Here is a 12,658-nt window from a genome sequence, read left to right on the forward strand (position 1 = left end):
GGTAACGAATTATCTTAAAATTTGATTTGCACCAAAGTTTGACAACTGCTCGGTGTGATCACAAGTTTATAAACAATTTAATTCCTATGATTAAATCGGTCCTGAGGAATGTTTTTAAAATGGGTATATACTGTATTGATAAAGGTAAGGATGAGACCAACTCCAATAACGATATAGATTATAGTGAAGATTTTACCCCAATCGGTTTGAGGTGAAAAGTCTCCGTAGCCTACGGTGGTCAAAGTGATGATTGAAAAATAGAGTGAATCTAACCATGTCCATTGTTCGAGGTAATGATAAGTAACGGTGCCGATTACCAGCACCGTTATAGTTGCAAAAAGCAAATTTCTGTAATGTTTGTCCCTTAGGAAAGAAAGTATGGTTCTAAGTATAATCACCTTAGAATTTTATATCTACCGTTTTTAATTCTTCGCCTCTTTTAAACTCCACTTTGGTTTCATCGCCAAGCTGTAAGGCAGCAAGTGCTCTCATATAGCTCATCATATCTACAATGGTAGAGTCACCAAGTTTCATTACAATATCGCCCTTTTGCATACCTGCTTTTTGTGCTGGTTTATCTTCAGACACACCATCTATTCTCATGCCTTGGCCATCGTATAGGTAATCTGGCACCACTCCAAGTGAAACAGTGAATCGTGGGCTATCGCCAGATTCATCTTTTGTTTTAGTAAAGGCGATTTTCTCTTCTTGGTCAAGCGATAATACGAGTCGTTCAATAAGTCGAACTACTTTCACTATGCCATGGTAGTTGATTTTATCAGCATCATCCGAAGGACGGTGATAGTCTTCGTGTTGGCCTGTAAAGAAATGCAGTACAGGTAAATCCTGTAAATAGAACGAAGTGTGATCGGACGGTCCAATCCCAGATTCGGAAGTCACTAACTTCAAAGTATCCGTATTTGCGGCTTCGATTTTGTCCATCCATACCGGACTAGTACCTACACCATTAATGGCCAAAGTTTTTTCCTCGTTCATTCTGCCTACCATGTCCATATTAATCATGTAGTCCACGCTGCCTAAATCAATGGTTGAGTTTTTAGAGAAGTAATTTGAACCCCAAAGGCCGTTTTCTTCTCCAGAAAAAGCCATAAAAAGGTAATTTTTATCTTTCCCTTTATTCTTAAGAATCCTTGCCAATTGAATCATGGCTGCTGTACCGCTGGCGTTATCATCGGCTCCATTGTGAATGGCCTTTTCACCTCGGTAAAGAGAACCTTCTTCTCCATATCCTAAATGGTCGAAATGTGCACCAATGACCACTGTGTTTTCAGCTCCGTTATCAATATAGCCCACTACATTTCGCCCTGTTATTCCACCTTCTGCATCGCCAATTACGGCTTCTTCATGTGGGTTTGTGGCCTTTTTTACGTTGAATGGCTGCATATAACCATCTGTGCCTTTGGGTTCAAGTCCATACTTTTTAAAAGCTGCGGCTATGTATTCAGCTGCCAGTTGCTCGCCTTCAGTTCCAATAGCCCGTCCTTCTAGTTTGTCATCGGCCAAATAGGCAATGTCTTTTTCTATACTTGTGCGAATTTCTTTATCGGTAGTATAGCTAGTACAGCTACCTAGCCCAATAAGGCATATGATGCTTATGTAAAAGGTGATTTTTCTCATGTTGTAGAATTTAAGGTCAAAGATAATAATCCTTATCTTCGCAACTCTAATTTACGACATCATAATGAAGAATAAGTACTGTCTGTTATTAACGCTAGTTATTGTATTTAGCTGTAATTCATCGAAGCAGAAAACTACGGAAGTAGAGTCGCAAGAAAATTTAGATTCACTTCTTTTAAAACCAGAGGAAATGAAATTCCTTAAGAATATTAAGCAATTGACTTTTGGAGGAAATAATGCTGAAGCCTACTGGAGCTTTGATGATAATTACTTAGTCTTTCAGTCTGATTATGCCGAATGGGGCGCTAGTTGTGACCAAATGTTTATTACCGATTGGCGTAATGACGATTTAAAGAACAATAAACCAGAAATGGTGAGCACTGGTATGGGAAGAACAACATGTGCCTATTTTCTACCAGATAATACCTTCGTTTACGGTTCTACTCATTTAGGAGACGAGAATTGTCCTCCTGTTCCTGGGCCTCGCGCTGACGGTAAATACATTTGGCCTATTTATCCTGACTACGACATTTTTACGGCCAATATGGATGGAGAAATCATTGCTCAGCTTACTGATAATCCTGGTTACGATGCTGAGGCTACGGTATCGCCAAAAGGAGATAGAATCGTTTTTACTTCTATGAGAACTGGCGATTTAGAGCTTTTCACCATGAATATTGATGGCTCTGATGTAAAGCAAATCACCAATGAGTTGGGTTATGATGGTGGTGCTTTTTTCTCTCCTGATGGTGAGAAATTGATTTTCAGATCTTCTAGACCTAAAACAGAAGAAGACATTAAGGTTTATCAGGACTTACTCAAAGAAGGTTTGGTAATGCCTACCAACATGGAGCTTTACATTTGTAATGCAGATGGTTCTGACCTTAGAAAACTTACAGATTTAGGGCAAGCCAACTGGGCGCCTTTCTTCCATCCTTCAGGTGAAAAAATCATTTTTGCTTCAAACCATACCGCTACGCGTGGCTTTCCATTCAACTTATACATGATCAATATTGACGGAACGGGCTTAACTCGAATTACACAAGACGATACTTTCGATGCTTTCCCTGTGTTCTCGAATGACGGAAAATATTTAGTGTTCTCTTCCAACAGAAATAACGGAGGTACAAGAGATACCAATCTCTTCGTAGCCGAATGGATTGGAGGTTGATTAAGTAAAGAGCTTTAAAACAGAAAAGGTAGAGTTTGCGCTCTACCTTTTTTTATCTCTATATTCTGTTCCCCAACCTTTAATAATAACTGTGAGTGGACAGATAATTCTTCACATAATCTTCAACTCCATCTTCTAAAGAAGTAAACTCTTGCGTAAAGCCAATCGACTTTAACTTGGCCATATTGGCTTCTGTAAAGTACTGATACTTATCACGAATGTCGGCTGGCGTATCTATAAATGAAATCTCTTCTTTCTTGTCCATTGCCTTGAAAGTAGCCTTTACAAGGTCTAAGAAGGTTCTGGCTTTGCCACTTCCTAAGTTATAGATGGCAGAGTCTTTTCGGTGGTGCATTAAGAAATAACAAACGTCAACCACATCTTTTACATAAACGAAATCTCTCATTTGCTCACCATCCTTAAATTCTGGATTGTGCGATCTAAAGAGTTTCATTGCACCTGTTTTATCAATTTGGTTGAAGGCATGCATAATCACTGAAGCCATTCTGCCTTTGTGATATTCATTAGGACCATACACGTTAAAGAACTTTAAACCAGCCCAAAAGAAAGGTTGTTGCTCTTGTGTTATTGCCCACTTATCAAAATCGTTTTTCGATTCACCATAAGGGTTTAGCGGAATCAGGTTGGGAATGTTTTCTTGGTTATCATCATAACCATATTCGCCCAAACCATAAGTAGCCGCAGACGAAGCATAAACCAATGGAATTTGGTACTGAATACATTTCTCCCAAATCTGTTTGGTGTATTCTGTATTCATTTTGCTTAACAAGTCTTTGTCAAACTCAGTGGTATCTGTTCTGGCGCCAAGGTGAAAAATGAATTCTACTTTTTCCCCCACAGTATCCAGCCAAGTGAAGAAGTCGTCTCTATCGATAGACTCAAGAATGCGTTTACCTTCTAAGTTTTTGTTTTTTTCTTCATTGTCGAACTTATCAACCACGATGATGTGATTAAAGCCTTCGCTATTCAATTTGCTTACTAAACAACTTCCTATAAACCCCGCTGCTCCCGTTACTACAATCATAAAGTATCTGAATTTGTGCTTGCCAAAGTTAAGCAAATACCCATTATATTTGCAGCGAAATTGAAGAGAAGGTATGATCTACATCAGTAGGAAAGAACATTTTAATGCGGCACACAAGCTGTACAATCCTAATTGGTCGGAAGAAAAGAATGTTGAGGTATTTGGCCCTTGTGCGAATGCCAATTGGCACGGGCATAATTTTGAGTTAATTACAACTGTAAAGGGAAAACCAGATCCTGAAACTGGTTTTGTGGTAGATTTAAAACAGCTTTCAAATGTAATTAGAGCAGAAGTGATTGAAAAATTGGATCACAAAAACCTCAACATGGATGTAGATTTCATGCAAGGTAAAATGGCTAGTTGTGAAATTTTGGTTATGGAAATCTGGAAGATATTGGAACCAGAGGTAACCAAAATCACCAGCACAGGAAAACTGCACAGCCTTCGCCTTTACGAAACCCCAAGAAACTTTGTAGAATATTTCGGAGAATAAAAACCCCGAAAACAACAACTCTATTTACGAACTAAAGTTCGCATTACCTGATTACCTGATTACCTGATTACCTGATTACCTGATTACCTGATTACCTGATTACCTGATTACCTGATTTAAGCCACCTTCAGCTTCTTAAACTTCGATTTCTCTAGCTTTTCTTTAGCGTATTCTAAATCGATTTCGAGTCTATTGTTTTTAGTGTCAGAGGGCATTTCAAACATTGCGTCTGTCATAATTGCCTCACAAATTGACCTTAAACCGCGCGCACCCAATTTATACTCAAGTGCTTTTTCTACAATATAATCTAGTGCCGAAGGTTCGAAAACAAGTTCTTTTTCTTCCATTTCAAACAACTTGGTATACTGCTTTGTAAGCGCATTTTTAGGGTTCGTTAAAATGTCTTTAAGAATCTCGTTGGTCAGAGGATTCAAGAAGGTAACAATTGGTAAACGTCCAATTAGCTCTGGTATCAAACCAAAGTTCTTTAAATCTTGAGCATTGATGTACTGATGAAGGTTTTCTCTATCGTAATCCTCTTTGTCATCTTGAGCCGAAATAAAACCAAGTGGTTGTGTGTTCAGTCGGCTAGCAATATGTCTTTGAATACCATCAAAGGCCCCACCACAAATGAAAAGTATGTTTTCAGTATTTACCGAAATCATTTTCTGATCAGGATGTTTTCTTCCACCCTGAGGGGGAACGTTAACATTTGTGCCTTCTAATAATTTTAAAAGTGCCTGCTGAACACCCTCACCGCTTACATCTCTCGTAATAGATGGGTTGTCCGATTTTCTAGCAATTTTGTCAATTTCGTCAATGTAAATAATGCCTCTTTCGGCAGCTTCTACATCGTAATTGGCAGCTTGTAGTAGTCGGGTAAGAATGCTTTCTACGTCTTCCCCCACATAACCGGCTTCTGTTAATACGGTAGCATCGGCAATACAGAATGGTACCTGAAGAATTTTGGCGAGGGTACGGGCAATGTAAGTTTTACCTGTGCCCGTTTCCCCAACCATAATAATATTTGATTTTTCAATCACGATTTCGTCATCAATCTTTTGTTGAGTCAATCGTTTATAGTGATTGTAAACCGCTACAGAAATAACCTTTTTAGCCTCATCTTGCCCCACAACGTATTGATCGAGATGTTTCTTCATCTCCATCGGTTTTATTACATTGAATCTAGGCGTAGACTCTTCAGCATTTTTTGTTTTTAATTCCTCTGAAAGAATTTGATTCGCTTGAGTAATACAATGATTACAAATGTGCGCATGAATTCCTGAAATCATCAGGTCTACATCTTTCTTATTTCTTCCACAAAAGGAACAGGTTACTTCTGCCATAATCTTATTTTTTTGGTCTAATCAAGACCTCATCAATTAATCCGTACTCTTTAGCTTCTGAAGCTCTCATCCAATAATCTCTGTCTGAATCTTGCTCAATCTTCTTGTAAGTTTGGCCAGAATGACTCGATAGAATATTGTATAGGTCTTTTTTTACTTCCAACGTTTGTTTCAGTGAAATCTCCATGTCAGAAGCTTGACCCTGCATTCCACTCATTGGTTGGTGGATCATAATTCTAGAATGCGGTAAAGCGGCTCTTTTGTTTGCTGCCCCACCTGCCAATAGCACCGCTCCCATAGAAGCTGCTAAGCCAGTACAAATAGTAGCTACGTCTGGCCCAACATAGTGCATAGTGTCGTAAATACCTAAACCAGCGTAAACCGACCCGCCTGGGCTGTTAATATACATCAACACATCTCTTTTAGGATCAACAGACTCTAAGAATAACAATTGAGCAGTAATAATATTGGCGATATTATCGTCAACACCCATCCCTAAAAAGATGATTCTGTCCATAATTAATCGTGAAAACACGTCAATTTCGGCAAATCTCGTTGGTCTTTCTTCAATAACCGATCGGGTCATATTCTGGATATAATTAGAATAATCGTCAATCGCTGTTCCACTCACACCTTGGTTGTGAATGGCATATTTTCTGAATTCGTTTTTATCTATCATGTTTTAATTAGAGAATTGAACTGAACAAATTTAAAAAAAAAGCCCTTCGTTCAAAGGACTTTAATTTTAACAAGGTTGTTATTTGTTTAGTTCTGAACGATGTCCTTAAATTTTTCTACATCTACTTCTTTAGATTTGATCTCAATTTTTTCTTTGATCAACTCCATAACTTTTGCCTCTTGTACTTGCTCGGCCATTTTCATGTAGTTCTGACCGTTTTCACCTTTAAGGTAATGTTCCACAAACGAATCCATTTGCTCAGCAAACTGACCCATTCCCGAACCTGCAAACTGTTGAGCGATCATAGCTCGTGTAGCCTCTTGAATATCGGCATGCTCTGGCTTTAGCTCATTCTCTTTGGCGATTTGACTAGAAATCAAGTTCCAACGCAATTGATCAGCATAAATTTCATACTCGTTTTCAATGTCTGCATCAGTTACTTTGCCTTCGCCTGTTACTTTCAACCATTCTTTCAAAAACTCATCTGGCAAGTTAATTTTGGTAACTTTGATTAATTCGTCTTGAATAGTTTTGTTTAAGAAAGCATCTGTTTCGCGAGCGTAATTAGCTTCGATGGTTTCTTTTACTTTTGTTCTAAACTCTTCTGCTGTAGAAACAGTATTAGGGCCGAAAGTTTTATCGAAAAGCTCTTGATCTAACTCGGCTACCTCTTTTCTATTGATATTTTTCACAACAAAAACGAAAGCGTCATCAAGGTCTGCTACTTCATCAGCAGTTTTTCCCAAATGAGAAGCTACTTGAGCGTCATCCTTGAAGAGTTTCTTAAGGTTGACTTTAATTTCATCACCTGATTTTTTGCCTACAAATTTCTTTGCGTTGGTTTTAGTGAAATCAGAAGGGTCAATCGTGGTGTCGTTTTCAATATCACCATTCTCTTGCTTCAGGGTTCCGTAAAGTAAATCACCTTCTTCGCTTACTTCAGGATTGGTCATTTTACCAAACTGAGCTCTTACGTTGTCGATTGATTCATCAAGAACTTTATCGTCAGCTGTAATCGTATAAGATGTTACTTTGATTTTCTTATCAAGTGCTAAAGCGAACTCATCTACTAATCCAACGTTGTATTCAAATTCGAAATCTGTTTGAGTGTCCCAGTCTACAGATTCGATTTGTTGTTGATTTGGAAGTGGCTCTCCGAGAATCTTCAAGTCGTTCTCACGAATGTAGTCTTGAATAGCATGTCCTACTAAATGATTGATTTCTTCTACTAGGATAGACTTTCCGTACATCTTTTCGATAAGGCTTTTAGGTACTTTTCCAGCTCTAAAGCCTTTAATCTGTGCCTTTTTTCCGTAGTCTTTAATTTTGTCTGCTACCTTTGATTGGTAATCTGCTTCATTTAATTTAACTTTAATTGAAGCGACATTTGAAGCTTTTTTGTCTAACGTGATATCCAAAACCTGTCAATTTTTGTTGGTACGAATAAAAAACCCCCAATCGGAAGATCGAGGGTTTATTTGTGCGGATAGAGGGACTCGAACCCCCATGCCGTAAGGCGCTAGATCCTAAGTCTAGTGCGTCTACCAATTTCGCCACATCCGCGTGCGATTGTTAAATGCGACTGCAAAGGTACACTAAAAGAGAAATAATTCAATAGCTAAAAATATTTTTTTATAAATATTATTGATCGAAAATTACGGAGGCTAATTTTAACATATGATAGCGGTTGATGCAGAAGAGGAACGAAAGGAAATTATTAGAAGATATCGTAAGCTATTACGCAGAGCAAAGCCTTTTTTAAAGGATGATGATGCCAAACTGATTAAGAAGGCATTTAATACTTCGCTGGAAGCGCATAAGGAAATGCGAAGAAAATCGGGTGAGCCATATATTTATCATCCATTGGCGGTTGCTCAAATTTGCGTAGAAGAGATTGGACTTGGTACAACTTCAATTGTAGCTGCACTTCTTCACGATGTAGTAGAAGATACAGAAATCGAGCTAGATGAAATCAATGCCGACTTTGGTCCCAAGGTGGCTAAAATCATAGATGGGCTTACCAAAATATCGGGAGTGTTTGATCACGGTAGCTCTCAACAGGCCGAGAACTTCAGGAAAATGCTACTAACGCTTTCCGAAGACGTAAGAGTGATATTGGTAAAGCTTGCTGATAGGCTTCATAATATGAGAACCCTAGAGAGCATGCCTCGCCACAAGCAATTGAAAATTATTTCGGAAACCATATATATATATGCACCGCTTGCTCACCGATTAGGCTTGTATACAATAAAATCTGAACTAGAAGATCTTTGGTTGAAATATACCGAAGAAGATGTGTATGCTGAGATAGCTTCGAAAATTGCAGAGAGCAAGTCTTCTCGGAGCAGATTTATTAGAAGCTTTGTAGCGCCAATTCAAGAAGAACTTAACCGAACTGGTATTAGCTTTGAGGTAAAAGGGCGTCCAAAATCTATTTATTCCATTTGGAATAAAATGAAAAAACAGAATATCCCTTTCGAAGAGGTGTATGATCTGTTTGCTATCCGAATTATTGTAGATACCGATCCCGAACATGAAAAAGCAGCCTGTTGGCAGGTGTATTCTATTGTGACTGATTTTTATACTCCGAACCCTGATAGGCTTCGTGATTGGATTAGCACTCCAAAAGCCAATGGCTATGAATCACTTCATACTACAGTAATGAGTAGAACTGGACGATGGGTAGAGGTGCAGATTAGGGCAAAGCGCATGGATGAAATTGCTGAGAAAGGATATGCCGCGCATTGGAAGTACAAAGATGGAGCACCTACATCTCACGAGTCTGGCTTAGAATTGTGGATACAGAAAGTCAGAGATATGCTCGAGCAAAACGATACAAACGCGATTGAGTTTGTTGATGACTTTAGAGCAAATCTTTTCAGTGATGAAGTTTTCGTATTTACTCCTAAGGGCGATTTAAAGATATTGCCAGCTGGCGCTACAGCACTAGATTTTGCTTTTGATATTCATACAGAGGTTGGTGCAAAATGTTTAGGTGCGAAAGTTAATAATAAACTGGTTCCGTTAAATTACGAGATTAAGAATGGAGATCAGATTGAGGTACTCACTTCTTCTAAACAGAAACCGAATGAAGATTGGTTACGGTTTGTAGTTACTTCCAAGGCCAGGTCTAAAATTAAAGACAGCCTAAAAGAGTTTAAAAAACAGGCGGCCATTGATGGAAAGGAGATTGTTCAGCGCAAGCTTAAACAAATGAAAATTCCTTTCGATGGCGATGTGGCAAACCAGTTGCGCGCTTTTTTCGAAGAAAAAACCGTTACCGAGTTTTATTATAAAGTAGGTAAGGGCATTATCGACCCTTCAGAAATCAAGAAATACAAAGAGTTTAAGGTCAATACAAAATCTCAGCGCGCCAAAACAGAGGAGTTGAGCGATTTTAGTGATGACTTCAGCAAAATAAAAACCACCGGAAAAGACATTCTTCTGATTGGTGAAGATATGGATATGGTAGATTATCGTCTTGCTAAATGCTGTAACCCAATTCCAGGAGATGATGTATTCGGCTTTGTAACCGTAAATGAAGGAATTAAAATACATAGAACCACTTGTCCAAATGCTCCAGAATTACTTTCTAATCATGGCAATAGAATAGTAAAAGCCAAATGGATGTCTGAACAGCAAAATGCGTTTTTGGCGGGGCTTCGTATTATTGGTACCGATAGGGTAGGCCTAATGCGCGATGTAACAGATTTAATTTCTAGTGAATTGAAAGTAAACATGCGCTCTATCAGCATCGATACCGAAACCGGAATCTTTGATGGACAAATCATGTTGTACATCAATAATACAAAACACCTAGACGACATGAGCCGTAGGCTAGAAAAAATCAATGGAGTAATGAAAGTGACTCGTTTCGAATCAAAAGATTTAAAATAATAACAATACAGATTACTTCCTTGTTGTGTCTACTAATCTCTAATGTTTAGACTCTTTTCATTCCATATCTATTAGAGTTAATTTCCGATAGATTCAATCCTAATGAGTTAAATAAGTTTAGAGTTATATATTTGCACTTTGATGCGCGAGAAGTATGTCGTTAAAGCCTGAGGTATTTGAACAAGTAAAAAAGATTTTTACTGCTTTTTTGGAAAACAAAGCACTTAGGAAGACGCCTGAAAGGTTTGCCATTCTTGAGGAGATTTATTCCAGAGGAGGGCACTTTGATGTAGAATCGCTCTACATTTCAATGAAGAACAAAAACTATCGTGTTTCAAGGGCCACAGTATATAATACATTAGATCTATTGGTAGAGTGTGATTTAGTCAGTAAGCATCAGTTTGGAAAGAATCTGGCGCAATACGAAAAATCCTACGGTTTTAAACAACACGATCATATCTTAATGTTAGATTCAACCGAAGTGCTTGAGTTCTGCGATCCACGAATACAGAACATCAAAAACACACTCGAAGAAATGTTTGATATTGAAATCATGCATCATACGCTCTATTTTTTCGCTAAACCAAAAAAGAAATCAGAGTCCGATAATTAAAATTAAGTTAGTATGGATTATAGTTCAAAAATAGATTCTGAAACCCTAATACTTTCATTAATGGGAAACCTTATTGGAGAGGAAGTTGGAGTTGCCTTACTCAAAGAGGCCGACAAAGCTATTAGTGAGGGAGTAAAATACTGTATAATCGATATTAACGAAGTAAAATATATTAACAGCAGCGGAATCGGTGTCTTAATCACTATTCTTACTAAGTTTAGAAATCAAAGCGGAGAAGTATGCATTGTAAATCCTTCCGAGCATGTGAAAAAGTTATTAATAATAACCAAGCTGAACGCCATATTCAATATTGAAAAAACTGTGGACGAGGCAATATTAAAATTAAAATCAGAAAACTAGAATGAAGGTTGATGTACTCTTAGGCTTGCAATGGGGAGACGAAGGCAAGGGAAAAGTAGTTGATGTACTAGCTCCAAAATACGATGTTGTTGCCAGATTCCAAGGTGGGCCAAATGCTGGTCATACGCTTGAATTTGACGGCCATAAACATGTATTGCATCAAATTCCTTCAGGTATATTCCGTGAAAGAATAAGAAACATAATCGGAAATGGAGTAGTACTCGATCCAATTGTTTTCAAAAAAGAAATTGAAGGTCTTTCTAAATTCAATATTGATTTAAAAAAGAACCTTTTCATCTCCAAAAAGACACAACTTATTCTACCAACACATAAGCTTTTAGATGCGGCTTATGAACAATCAAAAGGAAAAGATAAAATAGGGTCTACTCTAAAAGGGATTGGCCCTTCTTATCAAGACAAAGTTGCACGTAATGGAATTCGTGTAGGTGATATAGTGGCTCCAGATTTTGAAGGTAGGTATCGTAACTTGGTAAAGAAGCATCAAAACATTTTGAGCCACTACGATTTCGAGTATGATCTAGAAGAGGCAGAAGCACCATTCATTGAGGCAATCAATTTCCTTAGAGATTTTAATTTGGTGAACAGTGAATATGTGATTAATGAATGTATTCGTTCAAGCCAAACTGTTTTGGCAGAAGGGGCGCAAGGCTCTTTGCTCGATATTGACTTTGGAAGCTATCCGTATGTAACAAGTTCGAATACCATGACAGCCGGAGCTTGTACAGGCCTTGGCGTTGCACCAAGAAACATTGGAGAAGTCTTTGGGATTTTTAAAGCATACTGTACTCGTGTGGGAGGTGGGCCATTCCCAACCGAACTGTTTGATGAGGTTGGAAAAAGAATCCAAGATGAAGGCCACGAGTTTGGAGCTACTACTGGCCGCCCAAGAAGATGTGGCTGGCTAGATTTACCAGCACTTAAATATGCCATCATGATCAATGGAGTAACGCAACTCTTTATGATGAAGGCCGATGTTTTAAGTATTCTAGACGAACTGAAAGTTTGTACCCATTATAAACTTTCAGACGGAACACTAACTGAAGAGATGCCATTCCAACTTTTGGATGAAGAGATAACACCAGTTTATAAAACCTTTAAAGGTTGGGCTAAGGATGTGAGGAACGTTAAAGAGTATCGTAACCTGCCTTCCGAGTTAGTTGCTTATATTGAATACATTGAAAAAGAAACAGGAGTGCCTATCACAATTGTGTCTTTGGGTCCTGATAGAACAGAAACTATCGTGCGTTAATCGATATATTATAAATTATAACAAACCCCTGTTAGGCTTAGATCTAGCAGGGGTTTGTTGTTTAGAAATACTATTCTGTCTGGTGACCTACCCTTTCTCATTTCTATTTTAAGTTTTTTTAACGTGCTCATGTACGGAGAGGCATG

12 protein-coding genes and 1 tRNA gene are annotated in these 12,658 nt (G+C 38.2%); 6 read left to right on the forward strand and 7 right to left on the reverse strand.

From position 1 onward, the window contains the following. Positions 1–77: 77 nt before the first annotated feature. Both AWW67_RS18540 and AWW67_RS18545 read right to left on the reverse strand, forming a co-directional pair. Positions 78–398: a potassium channel family protein gene (locus tag AWW67_RS18540; RefSeq protein ID WP_071426714.1), complete on the reverse strand. Its 321-nt coding sequence runs from the start codon at positions 396–398 to the stop codon at positions 78–80. 1 nt (position 399) lies between these two features. Next, positions 400–1,638, reverse strand: coding sequence for a M20/M25/M40 family metallo-hydrolase (locus AWW67_RS18545; protein WP_062303661.1), 1,239 nt, complete (start codon positions 1,636–1,638; stop codon positions 400–402). A 64-nt stretch (positions 1,639–1,702) separates the two neighbouring features. On the opposite strand from AWW67_RS18545, the gene AWW67_RS18550 reads away from it, so the two are divergent. Further along, entirely contained in the window at positions 1,703–2,809 is a 1,107-nt protein-coding gene (locus tag AWW67_RS18550; RefSeq protein WP_062303663.1) for a TolB family protein, read from the forward strand. Between the two features lie 79 nt (positions 2,810–2,888). On the opposite strand, the gene rfaD is transcribed toward AWW67_RS18550, so the two are convergent. Further along, positions 2,889–3,854, reverse strand: coding sequence for an ADP-glyceromanno-heptose 6-epimerase (gene rfaD, locus AWW67_RS18555; protein WP_062303664.1), 966 nt, complete (start codon positions 3,852–3,854; stop codon positions 2,889–2,891). Between the two features lie 73 nt (positions 3,855–3,927). On the opposite strand from rfaD, the gene AWW67_RS18560 reads away from it, so the two are divergent. Next, positions 3,928–4,347: a 6-pyruvoyl trahydropterin synthase family protein gene (locus tag AWW67_RS18560; RefSeq protein WP_053222561.1), complete on the forward strand. Its 420-nt coding sequence runs from the start codon at positions 3,928–3,930 to the stop codon at positions 4,345–4,347. Between the two features lie 116 nt (positions 4,348–4,463). Here the strand turns inward: AWW67_RS18560 and clpX are convergent, their stop codons facing one another. From clpX to AWW67_RS18580, 4 genes are all read right to left on the reverse strand, one after another. Beyond that, entirely contained in the window at positions 4,464–5,693 is a 1,230-nt protein-coding gene (gene clpX / locus AWW67_RS18565) for an ATP-dependent Clp protease ATP-binding subunit ClpX (protein WP_053225081.1), read from the reverse strand. Positions 5,694–5,697: 4 nt separating this feature from the next. Further along, positions 5,698–6,372 carry a ClpP family protease gene (locus AWW67_RS18570; protein ID WP_053225082.1) on the reverse strand — a complete coding sequence of 225 codons (675 nt, stop codon included), beginning with the start codon at positions 6,370–6,372 and terminating at the stop codon, positions 5,698–5,700. An 86-nt stretch (positions 6,373–6,458) separates the two neighbouring features. Beyond that, on the reverse strand, positions 6,459–7,790 hold the full coding sequence (tig, locus tag AWW67_RS18575) for a trigger factor (protein ID WP_053225083.1): 1,332 nt from the start codon (positions 7,788–7,790) through the stop codon (positions 6,459–6,461). 63 nt (positions 7,791–7,853) lie between these two features. Continuing rightward, positions 7,854–7,935: transfer RNA gene (locus AWW67_RS18580), tRNA-Leu, on the reverse strand. A 114-nt stretch (positions 7,936–8,049) separates the two neighbouring features. On the opposite strand from AWW67_RS18580, the gene AWW67_RS18585 reads away from it, so the two are divergent. The 4 genes from AWW67_RS18585 to AWW67_RS18600 all read left to right on the forward strand — a co-directional run bounded on the left by AWW67_RS18585 (position 8,050) and on the right by AWW67_RS18600 (position 12,512). Further along, positions 8,050–10,269, forward strand: coding sequence for a RelA/SpoT family protein (locus AWW67_RS18585; protein WP_053225084.1), 2,220 nt, complete (start codon positions 8,050–8,052; stop codon positions 10,267–10,269). A 154-nt stretch (positions 10,270–10,423) separates the two neighbouring features. Further along, positions 10,424–10,882 (forward strand): Fur family transcriptional regulator, encoded by a 459-nt coding sequence (locus AWW67_RS18590; RefSeq protein ID WP_053225085.1) that lies wholly within the window; start codon positions 10,424–10,426, stop codon positions 10,880–10,882. A 12-nt stretch (positions 10,883–10,894) separates the two neighbouring features. Further along, positions 10,895–11,242, forward strand: a complete 348-nt coding sequence (locus AWW67_RS18595) for an STAS domain-containing protein (RefSeq protein ID WP_062303665.1) — start codon at positions 10,895–10,897, stop codon at positions 11,240–11,242. Position 11,243: 1 nt separating this feature from the next. Further along, positions 11,244–12,512 (forward strand): adenylosuccinate synthase, encoded by a 1,269-nt coding sequence (locus tag AWW67_RS18600; protein ID WP_053225087.1) that lies wholly within the window; start codon positions 11,244–11,246, stop codon positions 12,510–12,512. Positions 12,513–12,658 lie beyond the last annotated feature (146 nt).

This window comes from Roseivirga seohaensis (assembly GCF_001592945.1).
Lineage (GTDB): Bacteria > Bacteroidota > Bacteroidia > Cytophagales > Cyclobacteriaceae > Roseivirga > Roseivirga seohaensis.

Bases quoted from the DNA above. Each gene is read 5' to 3' on its own strand.
- clpX (WP_053225081.1), bottom strand. From the start codon at position 5,693: ATGGCAGAAGTAACCTGTTCCTTTTGTGGAAGAAATAAGAAAGATGTA.
- AWW67_RS18545 (WP_062303661.1), bottom strand. From the start codon at position 1,638: ATGAGAAAAATCACCTTTTACATAAGCATCATATGCCTTATTGGGCTA.
- AWW67_RS18595 (WP_062303665.1), top strand. From the start codon at position 10,895: ATGGATTATAGTTCAAAAATAGATTCTGAAACCCTAATACTTTCATTA.
- AWW67_RS18560 (WP_053222561.1), top strand. From the start codon at position 3,928: ATGATCTACATCAGTAGGAAAGAACATTTTAATGCGGCACACAAGCTG.
- AWW67_RS18570 (WP_053225082.1), bottom strand. From the start codon at position 6,372: ATGATAGATAAAAACGAATTCAGAAAATATGCCATTCACAACCAAGGT.
- AWW67_RS18590 (WP_053225085.1), top strand. From the start codon at position 10,424: ATGTCGTTAAAGCCTGAGGTATTTGAACAAGTAAAAAAGATTTTTACT.
- AWW67_RS18600 (WP_053225087.1), top strand. From the start codon at position 11,244: ATGAAGGTTGATGTACTCTTAGGCTTGCAATGGGGAGACGAAGGCAAG.
- AWW67_RS18585 (WP_053225084.1), top strand. From the start codon at position 8,050: ATGATAGCGGTTGATGCAGAAGAGGAACGAAAGGAAATTATTAGAAGA.
- AWW67_RS18550 (WP_062303663.1), top strand. From the start codon at position 1,703: ATGAAGAATAAGTACTGTCTGTTATTAACGCTAGTTATTGTATTTAGC.
- rfaD (WP_062303664.1), bottom strand. From the start codon at position 3,854: ATGATTGTAGTAACGGGAGCAGCGGGGTTTATAGGAAGTTGTTTAGTA.